Source organism: Xanthomonas sp. 1678 (assembly GCF_031455575.1).
GTDB lineage: Bacteria > Pseudomonadota > Gammaproteobacteria > Xanthomonadales > Xanthomonadaceae > Xanthomonas_A.
This window is the reverse complement of the sequence record NZ_JAVDSZ010000012.1, coordinates 13504-34385: the sequence shown is the minus strand read 5'-3', so window position 1 is coordinate 34385 and position 20882 is coordinate 13504. Positions and strand designations below refer to the sequence as shown.

At 68.9% G+C, this 20882-nt stretch carries 12 protein-coding genes; 3 read left to right on the top strand and 9 right to left on the bottom strand.

Annotated elements, in window-relative coordinates; genetic code table 11:
• Nucleotides 1-104 precede the first annotated feature (104 nt).
• The 4 genes from J2Y70_RS18500 to J2Y70_RS18485 all read right to left on the bottom strand — a co-directional run bounded on the left by J2Y70_RS18500 (nt 105) and on the right by J2Y70_RS18485 (nt 8977).
• Nucleotides 105-1622 carry a tryptophan 7-halogenase gene (locus J2Y70_RS18500; RefSeq protein ID WP_309920849.1) on the bottom strand — a complete coding sequence of 506 codons (1518 nt, stop codon included), beginning with the start codon at nt 1620-1622 and terminating at the stop codon, nt 105-107.
• A 122-nt stretch (nt 1623-1744) separates the two neighbouring features.
• Nucleotides 1745-4771, bottom strand: a complete 3027-nt coding sequence (locus J2Y70_RS18495; RefSeq protein WP_309920846.1) for a TonB-dependent receptor — start codon at nt 4769-4771, stop codon at nt 1745-1747.
• Nucleotides 4772-4862: 91 nt separating this feature from the next.
• Nucleotides 4863-5915, bottom strand: coding sequence for a LacI family DNA-binding transcriptional regulator (locus J2Y70_RS18490; RefSeq protein ID WP_263396579.1), 1053 nt, complete (start codon nt 5913-5915; stop codon nt 4863-4865).
• A complete protein-coding gene (locus J2Y70_RS18485; protein WP_309920842.1) occupies nt 5912-8977 on the bottom strand; it encodes a discoidin domain-containing protein in 3066 nt (1021 codons plus the stop codon). The genes J2Y70_RS18490 and J2Y70_RS18485 overlap by 4 nt, the downstream gene beginning before the upstream one ends.
• A 389-nt stretch (nt 8978-9366) precedes the next feature.
• On the opposite strand from J2Y70_RS18485, the gene J2Y70_RS18480 reads away from it, so the two are divergent.
• Together J2Y70_RS18480 and plsB are read left to right on the top strand one after the other, a co-directional pair.
• Complete coding sequence (locus J2Y70_RS18480; protein WP_309920840.1) at nt 9367-10323, top strand: hypothetical protein; 957 nt, start codon at nt 9367-9369, stop codon at nt 10321-10323.
• Nucleotides 10323-12983 (top strand): glycerol-3-phosphate 1-O-acyltransferase PlsB, encoded by a 2661-nt coding sequence (gene plsB / locus J2Y70_RS18475; protein WP_309920837.1) that lies wholly within the window; start codon nt 10323-10325, stop codon nt 12981-12983. The genes J2Y70_RS18480 and plsB overlap by 1 nt, the downstream gene beginning before the upstream one ends.
• A gap of 148 nt (nt 12984-13131) precedes the next feature.
• On the opposite strand, the gene J2Y70_RS18470 is transcribed toward plsB, so the two are convergent.
• Together J2Y70_RS18470 and J2Y70_RS18465 are read right to left on the bottom strand one after the other, a co-directional pair.
• On the bottom strand, nt 13132-13710 hold the full coding sequence (locus J2Y70_RS18470) for a DUF488 domain-containing protein (protein ID WP_309920834.1): 579 nt from the start codon (nt 13708-13710) through the stop codon (nt 13132-13134).
• A complete protein-coding gene (locus J2Y70_RS18465) occupies nt 13707-13910 on the bottom strand; it encodes a YdcH family protein (RefSeq protein WP_038231978.1) in 204 nt (67 codons plus the stop codon). Before J2Y70_RS18465 ends, J2Y70_RS18470 begins: the two co-directional genes overlap by 4 nt.
• A 168-nt stretch (nt 13911-14078) precedes the next feature.
• Between J2Y70_RS18465 and J2Y70_RS18460 the strand changes: the two genes are divergently transcribed.
• Nucleotides 14079-14657, top strand: coding sequence for a hypothetical protein (locus J2Y70_RS18460; protein WP_263396574.1), 579 nt, complete (start codon nt 14079-14081; stop codon nt 14655-14657).
• A 94-nt stretch (nt 14658-14751) separates the two neighbouring features.
• Here J2Y70_RS18460 and J2Y70_RS18455 read toward each other — a convergent pair whose 3' ends face one another.
• The 3 genes from J2Y70_RS18455 to J2Y70_RS18445 form a co-directional block, all read right to left on the bottom strand.
• Nucleotides 14752-15768 (bottom strand): glycoside hydrolase family 43 protein, encoded by a 1017-nt coding sequence (locus J2Y70_RS18455; protein ID WP_309920829.1) that lies wholly within the window; start codon nt 15766-15768, stop codon nt 14752-14754.
• A gap of 34 nt (nt 15769-15802) precedes the next feature.
• Nucleotides 15803-17293 carry an MFS transporter gene (locus J2Y70_RS18450; RefSeq protein ID WP_309920826.1) on the bottom strand — a complete coding sequence of 497 codons (1491 nt, stop codon included), beginning with the start codon at nt 17291-17293 and terminating at the stop codon, nt 15803-15805.
• 187 nt (nt 17294-17480) lie between these two features.
• On the bottom strand, nt 17481-20420 hold the full coding sequence (locus J2Y70_RS18445) for a TonB-dependent receptor (protein ID WP_309920823.1): 2940 nt from the start codon (nt 20418-20420) through the stop codon (nt 17481-17483).
• Between the last annotated feature and the right edge of the window lie 462 nt (nt 20421-20882).

Genomic DNA, 20882 nt, shown 5'->3' with positions numbered 1-20882 from the left:
TGCGCCACAAACCGTTCTCCGGCTTCGGTCGGATTTTGAAGAGGCCCGCGCCTTGGTGCGCGTGGCCTCTTTTTTTTGTGCCCGGGAAGCGCCCGGCCATCCGTTCAGAGCGGCGCGGCCGCGCAGTAGCGGTCGATGAAGGCCTGGTGCGCCGGCATCGCGTCCACGCAATGGCCGATGGTCTGCTCGATGCCGGCGACGAAGCGTTCGATGTCCGCGGCCGGTATCTGGTCCACCAGCGGGTGGTAGGCGCGCGGCAGGATGCCCTGCCCGACCATCACCTGCACCCAGCTGATCTCGGCGAACATCTCCTCGCCGTTGCGGTAGAAGCGGCCGCTATCGCGGAACAGGTCCAGCGTCGCCTGCAGTTCGGGTGTGATCGCCATGGCGCGGCACTGCCGCCAGAAGTCGCTGTCGTCGCGCTCGGTGGCGCTGTAGTGCAGCACCAGGAAATCGCGGATGCGGTCGAACTCGAAAGCGATGCGGTCGTTGTAGCGCTGCACCAGCGCCGGGCTGATGCCCTCGCGCGGAAACAGCTCCAGCAGCTTGGAGATGCCGGACTGGATGAGGTGAATGCTGGTCGATTCCAGCGGCTCCATGAAGCCGCTGGACAGCCCCAGCGCGACCACGTTGCGGTTCCACACCTGCTTGCGCCGCCCGGTGAGGAAGCGCAGCGGGCGCGGGTCGGCCAGCGCCGGCCCGTCCAGGTTGGCCAGCAGCGTGGCCGCGGCCTCGTCGTCGCTGATGTGCGCGCTGGAATACACGTAGCCGTTGCCGGTGCGGTGCTGCAGCGGGATGCGCCACTGCCAGCCGGCCGCGCGCGCGGTGGCGCGGGTGTACGGCGTCGGCGGGCCGACCTTGGCGCAGGGCACCGCCAGCGCGCGATCGCACGGCAGCCAATGGCTGAAATCGTGGTAGCCGGTGTGCAGCGCCTGCTCGATCAGCAGGCCGCGGAAACCGGAGCAATCGATGAACAGGTCGCCGGCGATCACCTCGCCCGAGGCCAGGCGCACCGAGACCACGTCGCCCGATTCCGGATGCAGTTGCACCTCCTCGACGATGCCCTCGCGCCGGGTCACCCCGCGCTGCTCGGAGTAGCCGCGCAGGAACGACGCGTACAGCGACGCGTCGAAATGGTAGGCGTAGGCGATGTTGCCCAGCGGCGAATTCGGCGGCGCATCGCTGGCCGAGGTCATGAACTTGCCGCGCTTGGCGGCGACGGTGTTGAGCGTGTAGGCGCCCAGCGGCTTGGCCTTGCCGAGCAGCGCCTGCTTGAACCAGTACTGCTGGAACGGCAGCATCCCGAGCGGATGCCCGATCTCGGTGCCGAAGCCATGGACGTAGGAGGTGCCAGGCCGCTGCCAATCGACGAACTCGATGCCGAGCTTGAAGCTGCCCTGGGTCTGGCGCACGAATTCGGCTTCATTGATGCCGAGCAGGTTGTTGAAGGCCTTGATGTGCGGCACGGTGGCTTCGCCGACGCCGACGATGCCGATCTGTTCCGATTCGATCAGGGTGATGCGGTAGTCCGGGCCCAGCACGCGCGCCAGCGCGGCGGCGGCCATCCAGCCGGCGGTGCCGCCGCCGACGATGACCAGGTTGCGGAGAGGGGCGGCGATCATGCGTGCGCGGTCCTAGGCAGGAAGAAAGGAGGCGACCGATACGCGAACGGGGCCAAGCGGCCCCGTCCGGAAAAACCCCACGCGCGCCGGTCGGGCACGCGCGTGGGCCGTGTTGCGGTGGATCAGAACTTGGCGCCGATCTCGAAGGTCACGGTACGCGGCACGTACAGGATCTCGCCGGTCTTGTTGATGGTGATGTCCGGGTCGAAACTGCCGTTGGTGCCGAAACCGTTGTACGCATACGACGAGTAGTTCTTGAAGTTGAAGGCGTTGAGCAGGTTGATGCGCGCCGACAGCTTGAAGTCGTTGTACACGGCGAAGTCCTTGCTCGCCTGGAAGTCGACCGTGCGATAGCCCCAGATCTTGCCGCCGACCAGGAACTTGCCGCTGCCCGGCGGAGTGACGCCGACCTGCTGGCAGGTGCCGCCGTCCGCATCGACCCTGCCGTAGCAGGCGATGGTGTTGATCGGCTCGGGCGTGGCCAGCACCACCTTGGCGCCGAAGGTGACGCCCCACGGACCGTCGATCGAACCGGAGGCGACGAAGCGGTGCGCCGAGACCGCATCAGACTTCACGAACGGATAGTCGCCCACCGTCGGCTTGTCGAACGCGAACGGCTCGTCGATGTTGCGGTTCTGGCGCGCGCTGGTGTGGGTGTAGGACAGGGTCAGACCCCAGCCCGATTCCTTGGTGTAGGGCTTCTCCGCCGACAGCAGGACCTGGCTGCTGCGCTGCTCCAGACCGTTGTTGCCGATGATGGTGTTCTGGTAGCCCGGGACCGGCTCGCCCCACGGCACGCTGCCGTTCTCGAAGTAGGAACCATTCGGATAGCGGTTGATCAGCGACATCACGAAGCCGTCGTAGCTGAGCACGCGCTGGAAGGTCACGTCGGTCAGCCAGTCGCCGACCTGGTTGCTGATGCCGATGCTGTACTGGTCGCTGTACGGGGTCTTGATGTTGTTGTTGAAGATGAACAGCTCGGCGCTGCCGCTGACGCCGGGAATGGTGTTCAGCTGGTCCACGCCATTGAGGAAACGCGGATCCCACGCAGCGCAGGTGCGATCGCTGCGGAAGCACTGGCCGGTGGCCGGGTTCTCGAAGTACACGGCGACCGGCGACAGCGCGGCCTTGCTGGTTTCCAGCGCGAGCTGCTCGAACAGGTTGCGGTCGTACGAACGGCCGGCGCCGCCGTGCAGGACCGCGGTCTCGTCGCCGAAGAAATCGTACGAGAAGCCCAGGCGCGGTGCCCACGCATCCTTGAAGTTCTTGCGGTTGTTGCCGGTGCTGATGTAATCGGCCGCGTTGATGCCGCTCGGCAGCAGGCGGTTGGCCCAGGGCTGGCCGGGGTTGTCCGGATCGTCGCCGTACAGCGCATCGACGAAGCCCTGCGAGGTGACGAAGTCGGTGTAGGCCGGGGTGTCTTCGTAGTCGTAGCGCACGCCGACGTTGATCAGCAGCTTGTCGGTGGCGGCCCAGTCGTCCTGGATGTAGATGCCGTACTGCTTGGACGGCGACTCCACCGTCGCCCGCTGCCCGGGCGTGGTGTAGGGGGCGACGAAATCCACGCGGTACGGCGTGGCGGCGACGCCATTGGCATCGACGGCGTAGCTGAACTGCGGGTTCACCGCCGCCGCGTCCTGCGAGGTCAGCTTCACGTCCTTGTAGTTCACGCCCATCTTGATGGTGTGTTCGCCGTGCCACTCGAAGCTGGTGAAGGTCAGGTCGTTCTGCAGGAACCAGCCCTTCTGGCTCTTGCGCTGCACGGTGGAGCCGCCAGCCGAGCCGGTGGCCAGGAACGTGTATTCGTCGACGTCGGTGGAGCCGGCGCGCGGTGCCAGGTACTTGTAGAGGATGCCGTTGCCGAGGGTCTTGGCGGTCGGGTTGTTCTCCGAATCCTCGGTGCCCACGATCAGCTCGTTGTACCAGCTGTCGGCGCTGTGCTGCCAGCGCAGGGTCGAGCGCTTGTCCTTGTTGATCTTGTTGGTGGCCTGCTCGGGCGTGTTGAGGCCGCCGACGTTGGCGATCTGGGTCTCGTCGCGGTACAGGGTGCTCAGCTCGATGCGGTCGCGGTCGGTCGGTTCGAAGTCGACCTTGGCGAAGACCAGGTCCTCTTCGAACGGCATGTTCGCCGCGCCGTACTGGCTGGACAGGTTGGCCGGCAGCACGCCGACGAAGGGCAGCGCATTGGCCTCGGCCTGCACGCTCTTGGGCGCCACGTTCTCCTTGCCTTCGTAGGCGACGAAGAAGTGCATGCGGTCCTGCAGGATCGGGCCGCCCAGGGAGAAGCCGTATTCCTTGGTCTGCGAATCGATCTTGCCGTTGTCTTCGTCCGGGCGCTTGTCGCGCAGGTCCTGGTCGGTGTAGCGGAAGAACGCCTCGCCGTGGAACTCGTTGGTACCGGACTTGGTCGCCGCGGTGATCGCCGCGCCGCTGACCTGGCCGTACTCGGCCTTGTAGTTGGAGGTGATGACCTTGTACTCGCCGATCGCCAGCTGCGGGAACGGGTTGCCCTGGGTGTCGGCCTGGCCGGCGATGCCGCCGCTGCGCACGTAGCTCTTCTGGCCGACGCCGTCGATGTACAGGTTGCCGGCGCTGGCGTTGGCGGCGCCGCCGCGCAGCTTGGTGTTGCCGTTGCCGTCGATGGTGAAGACCATGCCCGGCACGGTGTCGGCGAACTCCAGGAAGTTGCGCGTGGCCTGCGGCAGCTGCTGGATCTGGCGCAGCGACACGATGTTGCCGACCTCGGAGGTCTTGACGTCCTTGATCGACGGCGGCGCGGTGACGTTGATCGTGCCCAGCGTGGTGGCGTCGCCCGTCGGCGCGGCGGCCGCGCTGGCGTCGAGATCGACCGTGGAAGAGGAGGCGACCTGCAGGGTCACCGTGCGGGTGACGCCCTTGGACTCGACCGTATAGGTGCCCGGCGGCAGGCCGATCACGGTGTAGTTGCCGTTGGGGCCCACCGGCGCGCGACGCACCGAACCGGTGGCGGTGTTGGTGACGACCACTTCGGCGCCGGCCTGGGCCTGGCCGCGCAGGATCGCGTTGCTGGACTGCGCCATCGCCGGCATCGAGGCGAACAGGCAGGTCGCCAGCGCGCAGCACAGCAGGCTGCGTGCGGGCAGGTTGGAAGCGGAACGCTTGCTCTTCATGACAGTACCCCTCCCAGGGTGGTAAACGGGATCATTCGTGGTTTCTTCTAGTTGGATGCAGACGGTGGTGGTGTGAAACGCGTCGGGCGTGTCAGTCCATGGCGGTTCCCCGCTGGACACTGGACGCACGGACGATCAATTGCGGGGCGATATCGGTGGAGGACGGCGCGGACGCGGTCTGCGGCTCCAGCGCGGCGATCAGCAGCTGCATCGCGCGCGCGCCGAAGCCGGCGATGTCCACCCGCATCGTGGTCAGCGCCGGGTGCACGTAGCGCGCCATCGGCACGTCGTCGAAGCCGGCCAGGGCGATGTCGTCGGGCACGCGCAGGCCGGCATGGGTGAAGGCGAACAGGCAGCCGAGCGCCATCATGTCGTTGGCCGCGAACACCACGTCCGGGCGCTCGCCCTGCAGCAGCGCCTGTCCGGCGCGGTAGCCGGAGGCTTCGTCGAAGTCGCCCGGCAGCACCCGCGGCGGCGTCTGCGGGCTGCGCTCGTGCAACTCGTCGCGGTAGCCGCGCAGGCGTTCGCGCGCATCGAAATTGTCGTCCGGCCCGGAGATGAAGGCGATGCGGCGGTGGCCGCTGTCGAGCAGGTGGCGGGTCATCGCACGCGCGCCGCCGTAGTTGTCGACGTTGAGCACCTGCGTGTCGGCGATGCGCTCGGCGCAGTTCATCAGCACCGCCGGCAGGGCGCCGGGGAGCATGTCGATGGCCTCGTCGGCGCCGCTGCCCAGGTACGGCGACATGATCAGCAGTCCGTCCACGCGCCCGGGCATGCGCCGCACCGCCAGCCGCTGCTCCTCCGGCTCGCCGTGGTAACTGGACACCAGCAGGTGCAGGCCGCGCTCGCGCGCGACGGTGTCGATGCCGCGGATCAGTTCGGAGAAGAACTCGCCGTGCAGGTCGGGCAGGATCACGCCGATGGTGTGGGTGCGGCGGCTGCTGAGGCTGCGCGCGGCGTGATGCGGCACGTAGTGCAGCGTGCGCGCCGCTTCCAGCACCCGCGCGCGCACCGGCTCGGCCACGTGCTGGTGGCCGTTCATGGTGCGCGACACCGTCGCCACCGAGACGTTGGCCATGCGCGCCACGTCCTTGATGGTGATGCTGGCGCGCTGTTCCGGCGCTTGCGCGATCCGCGGGTTCACCAGCGTGCCTCCAGGGTCCGGAACGGCTTGCTCAGCACTACGCCGCCGGCGTCGTAGTCGTCGACGCGGCGGCCGTCCACGCGCAGCTGCGTCGGCCGCGTGCGCGAGGGCCACACCACGCGCACCGCGGTGCCGGCACGCAGCCCGCTGCCGAGTTCGACGCGCAGCACGTCGTCGCGCTGGCGCGCGCGCATGCTCAGCTGACCATAGGCGGTGGGCAGGCGCTGCACCGACAGGCCGTCGCCGGCCAGCCACGACGGCGGCGCGCCCGGCAGCAGCACCAGCGCGTCGTCGCCTTCGTGCATCAGCATGCCGAACAGGGTGCGCGCGTACTCCGCGCCGATCCAGGTATGCGGCATGTCGCCGAGGTAGCGCGGGAAGCGCAGCCGCGACTGCACCACTTCGGCCAGCACCTGCCATTCGAACGGGCGGCGGTCGCGCATCATGTCCTGCAGCAGCTCGTCGGCGACCTGCGGCTGGTCCAGGTGCACGTAGGTCAGCACGTTGCGCATCTCGTACGGCGAGTACGCCCACAGCGCGTTGGGCTGCTTGCGCTTGCGCACGTCGTCCAGGTAGCGCGCGAAGGTGGTGCGCAGCGCCTGTTCCGGCAGCAGGTCCTGCTGGCCGGTGGGATCCAGCGCGATCGACACGCTGCTCGGGTCGCCGTCGCCCAAGTCGGCCGCGGCGGGGATGAAGTCGGCGCCCTTCCAGGCCATCGTGGCGCGGATCGAGGCGGCCAGCGAGGTGCGCAGCGCGGCGTACTGTTCGCGCGCCCAGGCCGCGGTCTGCGCATCGCCCAGCGATTCGGCCAGCCATGCGCCGTCGTGCCAGCCCTTCAGCGCCCAGTAGTCGTCCCAGTAGCTGTGGGTGGGGCTGGAATAGCCTTCGTGGCTGATCGATGGGGCCAGGATGCCGCGGAAACGCTCCGGCGCCGGCTGCTCGGCCATGTAGCCGGGCACCAGGGTGCGCTCGCGCAGTTCCTGCATGAACTGCATCGCCAGCTTCACCTTCGGCAGGTAGGCACGCACGCTCTCCGGGCCGCCGTCCAGGCGCGCCACGTCGGCGACCAGGGTGATGTATTCGCCCTGGCTGTCGTACTCCAGGTCCGAGCCGAAACCGTCGTTGACGCTGCCGTCGTCGTTGAGGATCGGCGACACCAGCCCGTTCGGATGCACCGCGTGGTCGCTGTACCACTGCAGGTAGTCGCGGGCGACCTTGGCCTGGCCCATGCGCAGCAGGACCGCCGAGGTGGCCATGCCGTCGCGGATGAAGGAGCGGTTGTAGTTGCGCGGACCGGGCTGCATCGCCGGGCCGGTCTGGTTGATCAGCATGTACGCGGCCTGCGCGCGCAGCATGTCGACCAGGCTGGCGTCGGGCAGGGTCAGCCCGACGTTGCCGAGCCGGCGCTGCCAATCCGCGGAGACGCGATCGGCCAGCGCGTCGAAGCTGCGGCCCGGATCGCGGCCCGCGGCGCCGAGCAGCGCGGCGCGGTCCAGCGCCGGCGCCGGCGGCAGGCGGCCCTGCTTGTCGGCGTTGGCGGTGCCGAGCGGGAACGCCAGCACCACGTCCTGCTGCGCGCCCGGCGCCAGCGACACCGTGTAGTTCAGCATCGCCGCGGCCAGGCCGTCGGCGTCGTGCGCCTGGCGTTGCGCCGGCAGCGTGCCGGCGGCGACGTGGCGGGTGATCTCGGTTTCCCCATGCGCGCCGAACGCTTCGGCGCCGGCGCCGCTGGGCGCGCTCAGCGATTCCAGCAGCAGGCGGCCATTGACGCGCACCGCGGCGTCTTCGACGGCCACGTCGTGGATCGGCGACAGGCCGCCGTTCTGCCACGGCGGGTTCATCTGCATCGGCCGCACCAGCAGCGACAGCGTGCCGCTGACCGGGGTGGTGCCGGTGTTGCGCAAGCGGTGGCGCAGCAGCGTCACCGGTTGCCCGTTGTGCTCGATCGCGAAGGTCTCGCTGCGCAGTTCCAGCCCCGGCTGCGGCGACCAGCGCACCGACGGCATCGGCTTCCAGCCATCGCGCAGCGCATGCGTCAGCGCATGCCCATCGGCGCCGGCGGCGCTGCCGGACGCGTCGCGCCACAGCGGCTGCACCAGCGGCGCGCCCTTCCACGCCTCCAGGTTGCCGTACTCGTCGAAGATCGATTTCTGCCGGCCGGCGTGGATGCCGACCGCGGTCCAATAGGTCTGCTGCATGTGCAGCGAGGCCGGGAACAGCGCGCGTTCGCCGCGCTGCGCGGCGACCTGGTAGCGCTTCATCGGCGTCATCAGCGCCTTCGGCCCGAGCAGGCGCAGGCGGCGCAGCGCCGGTGCGGCGGCGCCGGGCGCGGCGTCCACGCTCAGGCGCAGCGCGCGCGCCTGCACCGGCGCGGTGCCGGCCAGGTAGGCGCTGTCGCTCTGCCCGGCCTGCGGATCCTCGGCCAGCGTGCTCCAGCGGCCGGCGGTATCCTGCGCCTGCAGCCGCGCCGCGCCATGCGCGCCGGCGAACTCGACGATCAGGCCGGTGCTGGCGAATGCGCGCGGGAAGGCGATGTCCAGCTGCCGTGCCTGCTTGCCCTTGCCGGGCATCGGCACCGCCGCGCCGCCTTGCCACAACGCGGCCGCATCGGCCACCGCCACGCCGCGCAGCTGCGCGCTGGCCGCAGCGCCCAGCGGTTCCATCTCGAAGATCGACACGCCCCAGTCGGCGGTGCGTTCGGGGCTGGCCAGGCGCAGGTAGCGTGCGCGGCGCGGCGCGAAGAACAGCGTCTCGCTGCCGCCCATGGAGTCGGCCATGGTGTAGACCGTGTCCCAGCGCTGGCCATCGGTGGAGGCCTGCAGCAGGAAGCCTTCCGGATTGGCGGTATCCCATTGCAGATGCACGCCGCCGACCTGCGCCACGCGGCCCAGGTCGACCTGGAACCAATGCCCGGGACTGAAGGCGCCGCCGGTGCGAGTGGTCGCGTCGCCGTCGATCAGGTATTCGATCGCCTGCGCCTTGACCTGGCTGGAGGAACTGGAGGCGCGCCACGCATCGCGCGGCGGCAAGCGGCCGTCCTGCGCCTGCACGGGCAAGGTCATGGCGAACCCGCACAGAACGCAGGCCAGCGCCAAGCCGCAGCGGCCAATGCCACCGTGACCCAGCGCTCGGAAGATGTCGGACCTGTATCGCACTGGGACCCCCGTCCAGTACCACCTCAAGTCGAGGTGGGCGGACGGTAACAGCAACTGCAAGCGGTTACATGATGCGCCGCAACATTGCGGAATGTGGCGGCACGCTGTGCGATACGCGGACACAGTGCCGACATCGTTGTCTCGGCGGAACCGAACGGGTCAGGAATTGTCCCGGTGCGACATCCGCGCACGGCCCGGCTGGCGCCGCGCAGGTTCCCGACCGCGGCGCGCGGCTTGCCGGAATCGCCTGCGCCCAGCAAGATGCGGAACGTTTTGGGGAACGAGCCGAATAGAGTATGTCGCCGCCACGCCCGACCCGGCTCACGCCCACGCTTGTCGTTCCCGCGCTGCTGCTGGCGGTGCTGGCCCTGGCCGGCTGCAAGCGCAGCCCCGCCGAACTGCCCGGCGCCAGCGCCGAACCGGCCGCGGCGGTGCGCGAGCTGGCGCGCACGCTGCAACGCAACGACCTGGCCGGCTATGCCCGCGCCGCGGTCCCGCCGGAGCAGTACCGGCGCCTGCAACAGGCCTGGAGCGAGGACCGCAGCCGCTGGCCGCTGACCCAGCTGCCGCTGGCCGAACGCCTGCCGGAGATCCTCGACACCCTGTCCGCGCCGGACGCCGAGCGCCAGCTGCAACGGGCCTTCGATGCGCAGTTCGGCGGACAGGCGGCGAGCCTGCGCCAGGCCGCGCACTCGCTGGGCCTGTTCGGCGTGCAGTACCTGCGCAACCAGGGCGACTATACGCCGGAGCAGCGCGGCCACTACGTGCAGCTGGTGCAGGCGCTGAGCGGCTGGGCCGAACACGCGCCGCTGTCCGAGCGCAAGCGCGCGCAGGCGGCGATCGCCCGGCTCAGTGCCGCCGCACGCCGCACCGGCCTGCGCAGCGAGGCCGATCTGCATGGCCTGGGCATGGAGCAGAGCCTGGCCCGGCTCGGTCCATTCCTGGCCGACCTGAAGGCGGTGCTGGGCGACTACGGCCTGGATCTGGACGCCAGTGCGCGCGAACTGCGCACCGGGCTGGTCAGCCAACAGGGCGACCAGGCCGTGGTGCGCATCCAGTACCCGCTGGCCGGCGCGCAGATCGACACCACCGCGGTGCTGGTGCGCCGCCAGGGCCACTGGTACCTGCGCGATACCCTGCACGAGGTGGACGCGCTGCTGGCCGCCGCGGCGGCACCGATCGCGGGCCCCGCCCCGCCTGCCGATGCCCCGGCGCCCCCGGCCGCCGGCCCCGCGCCGCCGGCTAAGCGATAATGACGCCGATGCCAGAACAAAATCCCCTCCCCTTTCCCGACGACGCCGCGGGCGCGCGCGCGCCGGACCCGGCGGCGTCGCCGCCCGCCCCGGCCAGCGGCGACGCCGCCGAAGCGCCAGGTGCGGCGGCGCTGCCGGTGCCGCCGTCCAGCGTGCGCACCGCCAAGCGGCCGCTGTGGGCGCGCCTGCTCGGGCGCGTGGCCGATCCGTGGCTGGGCCTGAAGATCGAACCGGCCGAACCTGGCCAGTACGACGACGGCCGCCCGGTGGTCTACGTGCTGGAGGACTACGGCCTGTCCAACGCGCTGATCCTGGACAAGGCCTGCCGCGAGGCCGGCCTGCCGTCGCCGCTGGTGCCGCTGCCCGGCGACCCGCTGGGGCGCAAGCGCGCCTACCTGGCGCTGTCGCGGCGCAGCAGCAACAACGCGCTGATCCCCGAGCAGCGCGGCGCCAAGACCCACTCCGACTCGCTGGCCAAGCTGCTGCAGGCGCACCGCGAGCGTCCGGACCTGGACATCCACCTGGTGCCGGTGTCGATCTTCGTCGGCCGCGCGCCGGACAAGCAGAGCGGCTGGTTCGCGGTGCTGTTCTCGGAGAACTGGGCGCTGGTCGGCAGCTTCCGGCGCCTGCTCGGCGTGCTGCTCAACGGCCGCAGCACCATCGTGCGCTTCGCCCCGCCGGTGTCGATGCGGCAGACGATCGAGGAAGGGCTGCCGCCGGAGCGCACCGTGCGCAAGCTGCAGCGCGTGCTGCGCACCCATTTCCGGCGCATCCGCGAGGCGGTGATCGGGCCGGACCTGTCGACCCGGCGCCTGCTGGTGGACCAGGTGCTGGCCGCCGAGCCGGTGCGCGAGGCGATCGCCGCACAGGCCAAGCGCGACAACAGCAAGCCGATGGACGCCTGGCGCAAGGCCCACGCCTATGCCTGGGAAATCGCCGCCGACTATTCCAGCCCGGTGGTGCGCTCGGCCAGCTTCCTGCTCACCCATGTGTGGAACCGCATCTACGCCGGCGTGCTGGTGCACCACCTGGACAAGCTGAAGGAAGCCGCGCCCGGACACGAAGTGATCTACGTGCCCAGCCACCGCAGCCACATGGACTACCTGCTGCTGTCCTACCTGCTGTACGAGCGCGGCATCGTGCCGCCGCACATCGTGGCCGGCATCAACCTCAACCTGCCGGTGGTCGGGCAGTTGCTGCGCAAGGGCGGCGCGTTCTTCATCCGCCGCTCGATCCGCGGCAACGCGCTGTACTCGGCGGTGCTCAGCGAATACGTGGCGCAGCTGGTGGCCGGCGGCTACTCGATCGAATACTTCGTCGAGGGCGGGCGCTCGCGCACCGGCCGGCTGCTGCAGCCCAAGGGCGGCATGATCGCGATGACCCTGCGCGCGTTCCTGCGCCAGCCGCGCAAGCCGGTGCTGTTCCAGCCGATCTACGTCGGCTACGAGAAGCTGATGGAAGGCAACAGCTATCTCGACGAACTCAGCGGCCGGCCCAAGGAGAAGGAATCGATCTGGGGCCTGCTGTGGAGCATCCCCAAGGTGCTCAAGCAGAACTATGGCCAGGTGGTGGTGAACTTCGGCGAGCCGATCGCGTTGAGCCAGGTGCTGGCGCAGCGCGCGCCGGAATGGGACGGCCAGCCGCTGGGCGAGGACGAGAAGCCGAACTGGTTGAACGGCACCGTGGATGCGCTGGCGCAGCAGATCCAGGTGCACATCAACGCCGCCGCCGACGTCAATCCGGTCAACCTGCTGGCGCTGGCGCTGCTGTCCACGCCCAAGCACGCGATGGGCGAGGCCGACCTGATCGCGCAGATCGAACTGTGCAAGAAGCTGCTGGCCGAACTGCCGTACTCGGACCGGGTCACCGTCACCCCGCATTCGCCAGAGCGCATCATCGCCCACGCCGAGGAGATCAACGTGCTGACGCGCACGCCGCATCCGCTCGGCGACGTGCTCAGCGTCAACGGCGACAACGCGGTGCTGCTGAGCTACTTCCGCAACAACGTGCTGCACCTGTTCACCGCCTCCTCGTGGGTGGCGTGCTGCTTCCAGAACAACCGCCGCATGAGCCGCTCCGGGCTGCTGCGGCTGGGCCGCATCGTGTACCCGTTCCTGCAGGCCGAACTGTTCCTGCCGTGGAGCGAGGACCAGTTCGCCGAGCGCATCGAGCGCACCATTGAGGTGTTCGTGCGCGAAGGGCTGCTGCTGCAGGTCAACGACGACGACGGCGGCGTGCTGGCGCGCAACACCGGGCAGACCGACGAGGTGTTCCGCCTGCGCGCGATCGGGCATTCGCTGCAGCAGGCGTTCGAGCGCTACTACATCGCCATTTCGGTGCTGGTCAAGAACGGCCCCGGCAAGCTCGGCGCCGGCGAACTGGAAAGCCTGTGCCAGCAGGCCGCGCAGCGCCTGAGCCTGCTGTATGCCCCGGCCGCGCCGGAGTTCTTCGACAAGACCCTGTTCCGCGGCTTCATCCAGAAGCTGCGCGAACTGAAGCTGGTATGGCCGGACGAGAACAGCAAGCTGCTGTTCGACGAGCGCCTGGACGCCTGGGCGAAAGACGCCAAGTTCATTCTAGGCCGCGAATTGCGTCACACCATCGAGCGGGTCAGCCCGGAAGCGGCGAAGACCGAGGAGCCGGTGGTGCCGCAGGATTGAACGGCTACCGTATCGAACGCAATCCGCTGACGCTTTCTCGCGGCTAGCACAGACCTGTAGGAGCGGCTTCAGCCGCGACAGACACCACCAGTAAGACCCTGTCGCGGCTGAAGCCGCCCCTACAGGTGACGTCGTACGGATCGAAGGCTCAGCCGCCGAACAGATCGCCGGTGACCGGCCCTGCAGGCGCGACATCCGGCGGATAGACCAGTTGCCCGTGCGCGTCGGTACGTGCGGCGGGATTGAGGGTGGCCGGCTCGCGGCGCTTGGCATCGATCAGGTGGATCACCGGGTGGCCGTGGTGCAGCAGGTGATCGCAGACGATCTGGCGGTGGCACTGGCGCCAGTAGGCCTCGGCGCACATCACCGCGCACGCGCCGCGGCTGCCGAGTTCGCGCAGCTGCGCGAACGCTTCGCCGAATTCGGCGCCCAGCGCGTAGTCGGCGTAGTTGTGGAAGCTGACGCTACGCCAATGGCCGTTGCGCTGCGGGTCCACGCCGGGCTGCTTGCCGCGGCGCCCGCCCAGCGCGCGGAAATGCTGGTAGCCGATGCCCTCGGCGGCCAGCGTGCGCGCCAATGCGCTGCCGTCGAACTGCGGGAAGCGCCGCGAATACGGAAACGCGCGCACGTCGGCCAGCTGCTCGATCTGCGCGCCGTGCAGGATCTCCAGGAACGCGTCCAGGCCACGGGTGGAGTGGCCGATACTGAAGAACGTCGCCGCGCTCACGCCGGTTCGTCGGGAATCAGCAGGTTTTCCAGGCGCATGATGCAATCCTTGAGCTGCAGCTTGCGCTTCTTCAGCCGCTTGGCCTGCAGTTCGTCGTCGAGGTTGGCCGGGGTGCGCTGGATCTGTTCGTCAAGCGCACGGTGCTCGCGACGCAGGGCGTCGATGCGCAGGGAGATCTCGGCGGGCGTCATGTCTTCCACGAGGCCCGAGCATACACAGGCGACGGGTCTGCCGTCACCGTGCGCCGCGGCGGCGCTTTGTCGGCGGCGCGGTTGCCGGCACAATGCACGCGGCGCCGCGGCGGAGGCGGCGCCATTTCCCTCGTCCGCATCACCGGCGGCAGGATCGCCGCCCAGAAAGGAGTCTCCATGCGTTTGCGCCCTTCCCTGTTGTTCCTCGCCCTCGCCGTGGGCACGGCCGTGCCTGGCCTGGCCGCCGCGGCCGACGCCAAGTACGACGGCTTCCTGTGCTGCAACATGCGCAGCGACGGCAGCTGGATCAGCGACAGCAACTATGCCGAGAACGGCAAGCGGGTGATTCCCGCCGGCACCCCGGTCAAGGTCACCGGCTATGGCCGCTACCGGGTCAACGTGCTGATCGACGGCCAGAAGCAATCGATCGGCAACGACTACAGCCGCGACCTGGACAACGATGCCTTCGCCAAGCGCTACGTGGTCACGCAGGATCCAAAGCTCAAGCTGGCGGCGTATCCGGCCAAGATCCGCGAGGCGATCGGCAGCAGCCGCGTCACCAAGGGCATGACCCGCGAACAGACGCTGATGGCGCTGGGCTACCCGATCAGCAGCGAGAACCCGAACCTGGACAGCGCCCTGTGGCGCTACTGGCGGAGCAGCTTCGGCGAGTTCCAGGTGTCCTTCGACGGTGCCGGCAAGATCGACAAGGTCACCGCCGATCCGCAGACCCAGAACCTGGTGTGGATGCCGTAATCCGGCGGCGCCGCAGCGCACGTGCAGCGCCGGCTGGCGCTGCGCGTGCGCCGCGGCGGAATTACGCACCGCGGCACGGGCGTCCTGCGCGCGCTCAACCGCCGTAGGGATCGATCGGCGCGATGCGCCCGTGCGCGTCGTGGTGCAGCTCGGTGAGCTTGATGCAGCGCAGATGAGTCACGCCGCCGGACAGCGCCGAGTCGTGATAGAACAGGTACCACCGGCCCTGGAACTGGCAGATCGAATGGTGGGTGGTCCAGCCGATCACCGGACGCATGATCGGTCCCTGGTAGGTGAACGGTCCGTACGGCGTGTCGGCCACCGCGTAGCACAGCAGGTGGGTGTTGCCGGTGGAATAGGACAGGTAGTAGCGCCCATCGTATTTGTGCAGCCACGGCGCTTCGAAGAAGCGGCGCGCATGGTCGCCGGCCAGCAGCGGCTGGCCGTGTTCGTCGACGATGCTGACCTCGCGCGGCGGCTCGGCGAACTGGGTCATGTCCGCGCGCAATCGCGCCACCCGCGGCCCCAGCGCCGGCTCGGCATCGGCCGGTTCCTCGTGCGCCTGCGCATAGACGTTGTCGCGGTACTTCTGCAGCTGCCCGCCCCAGATCCCGCCGAAGTACAGGTAGTGCTCGCCGTCGTCGTCGGCGAACACCGCCGGATCGATCGAGTAGCTGCCGTCGATGGCCAGCGGTTCGGCGGTGAACGGGCCCTGCGGGCGCGTGCCGATGGCCACGCCGATCTGGAAGATGCCGTCGGCGCGCTTGGCCGGGAAATACAGGTAGTAGCGCCCGTCCTTGCACGCCGCGTCCGGCGCCCACATCTGCCGTTCGGCCCACGGCACGTCCTTCACGTGCAGCGCCACGCCGCAGTCCACCACCGGACCGTCGGCGCTGTCCATGCGGAACACGTGATAGTCCTCCATGTCGAAATGGCCGCCGTCGTCGTTGAACGGCACGCCGGCGTCGATGTCGTGCGAGGGGTAGATGTAGATCGCGCCGTCGAAGACGTGTGCCGACGGATCGGCGGTGTACATGTGGGTCACCAGCGGTGGCGAGATGGCGCGGCTGGCCAGGGTCTGCAGGTCGTCGGCGTCGATGGCGGGGGGCATGGCGCGGTGGGGCTCCGGGGGGATCGTGTCGGGTTCAGCCGATGGCGCCGGAGGACGCGCGCAGGCGGCGCGCCTCCAGCTCGCGCTCGATGCGCGCTTCCATGGGCTTGTTGATTTCGTAGAGGAACAGCGCGGCCACGCACAGCAGGAACGGCGTGGCGCTGTACACGCTCACCGCCAGGCGGATGCCGTGGGTGACGGCGGCGCTCTGCTGCGGCAGCGCCGCATCGTAGCCGTAGAACGCCAGGATCGCCGCGACCAGCGCACCGCCGATGCTCAGGCCGATCTTCAGCCCGCACATCATCGCCGAGAAGATGATCGCGGTGGCGCGGCGGTGGTTCTTCCATTCCGAGTAGTCGGCGACGTCGGCGATCATCGCCCACAGCAGCGGGATGGTGATGCCGTAGAAGAAGCCGTGCAGGATGTACGAACCGAACACCAGCGCGATGGCATCGGGCGGATACAGGTAGAACGCCAGCAGGAACAGCGTCGAGACCAGCAACGCGGCGCCGAACACGTCGCGCTTGCCGAAGCGGTCGGCCAGCGGCTTGGAACAGCCGATGCCGACGATCATGAACAGGATGCCGCCGGCGCTGAACGCGCTGAACGCCGAGGTCGGCGCGTCCTGCGGCCATTGCAGCGCGGCCAGGCCGGCGCGGGTGGTCATCGCGTTGGCGCCGGCGATCAGCGTGTTGAAACCGCTGCCGTCGAGGAACCGCGACAGCGCAGCGGCGTCCAGGTAGTACTTGAAGTAGTAAACGTACATGCCGCCCTTCATCGCCAGGTTGACGAACACCAGGATGGTCAGGGCCAGCATCACCAGCCACGGCTTGTTGCGTACCAGGTCGGTCAGGTCCTCGCGCACGCTGGAGGCGCGCTCGGACAGCGGCAGCACCCGCTCGCGGGTGGTGAAGAAGGTGATCAGGAAGCACAGCGTGCCGGTCGCCGCGAACAGCGCCATCGCATTGTGGAAGCCGCGCGCCTTGTCGCCGTCGCCGAGGATCAGCACCAGCGGCAGCAGCAACACCTGGATGATGAACTGCGCGATCATCACCGCCACGAAGCGGTACGAGGACAGGCTGTTGCGCTGGGCCATGCTGCCGGTCAGCACGCCGCTCAGCGCCGAGTACGGCAGGTTGTTGGCCACGTAGACCAGCATCAGCAGCGAATAGCTGGCCAGCGCGAAGACGGTCTTGCCGCGCTCGCCCAGATCCGGCGTGGTGAACGCCAGCAGCGAGGCGGCGCCGAACGGGATCGCGGTCCACAGGATCCATGGCCGGAACTTGCCCCAGCGGCTGCGGGTGCGGTCGGCGAGGATGCCCACCAGCGGCGTGAACACGAACGCGCCGAGCAGGCCGACGACGAAGATGATGCTCGCCGCCGACGCGGCCGGGATCTTGTAGACGTCGGTGTAGAAGAACGCCAGAAAGGTGATCAGGGTCTGGAAGATGATGTTCGCGGCCAGATCGCCGAGGCTGTAGCCGATCTTTTCCGTGATCGAGAGGCGGTGCGCGCTGTTGGTCATGGCCTAGGGGAACCGGTGGTGGGGGCGTTGCTTCCCGCTTCCGGCGGAAGAGGGTCCGCCGGCGAGGGTAAGGCGAACGCGCTGCCCTGCGGCGGGCGGCGCGGGCGCTGCGACCGTGCGGGTCGCCGCTCGCCCGCCCGCTGCGGCGCGGCTGGGTCGGGAGTGAAGGCCATTGGCTGCGGCGCGATCAGAACGAACCGCGGATGCCGAGCATGATGGTGCGGCCGGGCTTGTACAGGTCGTAGGTCGCGTTCGGGTACTGGAAGGTGGTGCGCAGCGGTTCGTCGGTGAGGTTGGTGACGTTGAGGGTGATCTGCGGCGCCGAGCGCATCCACGCCAGCGTGTAGCTGGCCGACAGGTCCAGCTGCCCGCGCGCGTCGGCCATCAGCCGCGCGTCGGGGATGCCGTTCTGGTTGGCGCCGGAGATGATCATGTCGTCGTTCCAGGCGTAGGACAGGCGCACCGAGGCGTTGTTCTTCTCCCAGTACACGGTGCCGTTCCACAGGTTCGGCGCCACGCCCACCGCCACCGCCTGGATGCCGTCGCCTTCGGATTCCTGCTTGACGTGGGTGTAGTTGAGGCTGAAGCCCAGGCCGTCGAACAGGCGGTCCAGCGGCTGCACCCAGATCGCTTCCAGGCCGCGGATGTTGAGCGTGCCGTCGGCGTTGACCTGGGTCTGCACGTCCACGGTGGCCGCGTTGGGGCCGCCGCGCTGGTCGATCGCGGCCTGCTGGGTCGCGGTCAGGTCGGCGTAGGCCACGCCCAGGTCGAGGAACGGGATGCGGCGCACGCCGTTGACGGTGAAGCCGTCGATGCGCTTGTCGAACACGGTCAGGCCGACGAAGCCCTCGCCGCCGGTGTACCACTCGCCGCCGATGTCCACGTTGGTGGACAGGTACGGCGCCAGGTTGGAATTGCCCTGGGTCGCGGTCTGCGCGGACGGGTCGCTGAAGTTGGTGTTGGGCAGCATCGCGCTGGGATCGGGCCGGGTCAGCGTGCGCGAGCCGGACAGGCGCAGCACCACGTTGTCGGCCACGTCCCAGGCCACGTTGAACGATGGCAGCAGTTCCTTGTAGTCCGAATCCAGCACCTGGTAGCGGCGCACGCCGCCGATGGTGACCGGGCCGCTGATGGTCTGGTCGGTGGTCACGTAGCGCACACCGGCGTTGAAGCGCAACGAACGGTTCCACACGTCGGTCTCGGCGTTGGTCTCGACGTAGAAGCCCCAGTTCTTTTCCTCGATGCCGCCGGTGGAGGCGCCGGTGTTGGCGGCGTTGGTCTCCGGCGCGGCGTCGCGCAAGGCGTAGTAGTTGGTATCGCGCAGGAAGCGGTCGAAGTCCACGGTGATGAAGCCGCCCGGGCCGGGCTTGAGGTACGACGCCAGCGCCAACTGCGGTACCAGCGAGCCGGGGCCGCCGGTGCAGGTGGCGCCGCCGCCGCGGCACACCACCGTCTCCCAGGCCGCACTGTTGTCGAAGCCCTGGATCGTCCGCTCGGCCTGGTCGTAGGCCACACCGACCTTGATGTTGCGCTTGTCCTCGCCGAACTGCAGGTCGGCGCGCGCGCCGCGGGTTTCGGTGACGCGCTTTTCGTTGTTGATGTTCAGGCGCCCGCCGGTCCAGCCCCAGCCCAGGTTCGGGTCGTTGAGGTCGAGCGGGCTTTCGATCGACGGCTGGTCGCCGCCCTGGTTGCTGTACTGGACGGTGGTGAACGGCGAGGTCACCAGCACGCTCGGCGATTCGCGGAACATCCAGCTGCGGGTGGCGTTGGCCTGCACGTTGAGCTTGATGTCCTGCTCGGCGCCGAACAGCAGCTCGGCACCCGGATTGACGCTCCAGAACTTGACCTCCTCGCGGTACGGGCGCGCTTCCAGGAAGTACTGCGCGTTGGCGAAGGTGGCGTCGGTGACGACATTGTTGCCGTCCAGCTGCATGCCCAGCGGGATCATGTTCCCGTTGCGGCCGATCAGGTTCATGCTCAGCCGGTCGGTAACGCGCTTGGCCTTGGAGAACAGCGTGTCCAGGTAGAAATGCGCGCTGTCGCTCGGCCGCCATTCCAGCGACATCACCGACGAGTCGCGGTCGCGGTCGCCCTGCATGTACACGCTGCGGCCCAGCCGCGGGATCCGCGCATCGCTGATCTGGTCGATGCTCAGTCCGGGGTTGTTGGCCAGCAGCCATGCCGCGTCGATGGTCTGGCCCGGGGTCAGCCCGGCGCCGGCCGCGGTGACCGGCACGGTGTCGGGGATGCGCCAGTTGCCGCCGCCGTTGACGTTGCACGCGGCCGGCTGCGCGGTCGCCGGGGTGCCGGCCGGCGGGGTCAGGCCGCATTGGGTGTAGGTCAGGCCGGGATTGGTCCAGCCCACGGTCTCGAAGCCTTCCACGCCGATCTTGCTGCGCACCGAGGCCACGCCGAACAGCGCGCCGAAGGTGCCGGCCTCGTTGGTCCAGCTGCCCATCAGCGCGCCGCGCGGAGTGGTCTTCTCGCTGGTGCTGTTCCAGTCGCCCTGCAACTGGTAGGTCAGGTGCGTGCCGACCCGGTCGAACGGCCGCGCGCTGCGCATGTCGACCACGCCGGACACGCCGCCTTCGAGCATGCTCGCGGTCGGCGTCTTGCTCACCGTCAGCTGGGTGAAGAACTCGGTCGGGAACAGATTCAGATCCACTTCGCGGTTCTGGTTCTGCGCGTTGATGCCGATCGAGGCGGTCGCGATGCTGGAGCCGTTGAGCGTGGTCTTGGTGAAGCTGGTGCCCAGGCCGCGGATGGCGATGTTCAGGCCTTCGCCGTTGACGTCGCGCGCGAGCTGCACGCCGGGAATGCGGTTGAGCGACTCGGCGATGTTCATGTCCGGGAACTTGCCGATGTCCTCGGCGAACACGGTGTCGCTGAAGGTCACCGAATCGCGCTTGGCGTCGGTGGAGAACTGGATACTGCGGCGATAGCCGGAGACGGTCACCGTATCCAGCTGCTTCACCGCATCGTCGCTTGCCGCTGCCGGCGCGGTCGCCTGCGCCGCGGGCGCCTGTGCCGGCGGGGCGGTCTGCGCCCAGGCCGTACCCGCGGCCATGCCGAGCAGCGCCGTGGCCAATGCGTGAGACAACGTGGTGCGCGCGTAACTGTTCTTCACCGTGATCCTCCCCAAAACAGGTGACCTGCGGCTCTGCGATGCCACGCGGAGCGGCCAGCCGACGAATTGCCGAGCGACGGAAAAACCTGAGCGACTTCGCTGCCCATGCGGACAGTGGCCGAGATGGTAGCGCTACCAAGATGGGTGTCACGCTGCACGGCAACATATGGCTGGCCGTGCCGCCACGGGCCAGCCAACGTGCGTCGCGGTATGGCCGATGCGCGATGGGCACCATGCGACCTCATCGTGTTTCATGCTGCTGTGCACGATGGATCGCGTGCGCCGGCATGTTACTGATAGCGCTACCAATCGCGGCGGCCGCCGCATCCTGCGGGGATCCAAGCGCATGCATCGACCCGGGAACAGCGCAGTTTGCGGACTGCATCGCACCATCCGACACGCCCGCGCGCGCGCCGCCGTGCGCTGCCGGCATCCGCAGCGCGCTGTGCGGCGCATACGCGC

What these genes read in the sequence shown, in the direction of transcription:
- J2Y70_RS18450 (WP_309920826.1), bottom strand. Translation starts at nt 17,293, where the DNA reads ATGACCAACAGCGCGCACCGCCTCTCGATCACGGAAAAGATCGGCTAC.
- J2Y70_RS18455 (WP_309920829.1), bottom strand. Translation starts at nt 15,768, where the DNA reads ATGCCCCCCGCCATCGACGCCGACGACCTGCAGACCCTGGCCAGCCGC.
- J2Y70_RS18460 (WP_263396574.1), top strand. Translation starts at nt 14,079, where the DNA reads ATGCGTTTGCGCCCTTCCCTGTTGTTCCTCGCCCTCGCCGTGGGCACG.
- J2Y70_RS18495 (WP_309920846.1), bottom strand. Translation starts at nt 4,771, where the DNA reads ATGAAGAGCAAGCGTTCCGCTTCCAACCTGCCCGCACGCAGCCTGCTG.
- J2Y70_RS18485 (WP_309920842.1), bottom strand. Translation starts at nt 8,977, where the DNA reads ATGACCTTGCCCGTGCAGGCGCAGGACGGCCGCTTGCCGCCGCGCGAT.
- J2Y70_RS18500 (WP_309920849.1), bottom strand. Translation starts at nt 1,622, where the DNA reads ATGATCGCCGCCCCTCTCCGCAACCTGGTCATCGTCGGCGGCGGCACC.
- J2Y70_RS18480 (WP_309920840.1), top strand. Translation starts at nt 9,367, where the DNA reads ATGTCGCCGCCACGCCCGACCCGGCTCACGCCCACGCTTGTCGTTCCC.
- plsB (WP_309920837.1), top strand. Translation starts at nt 10,323, where the DNA reads ATGACGCCGATGCCAGAACAAAATCCCCTCCCCTTTCCCGACGACGCC.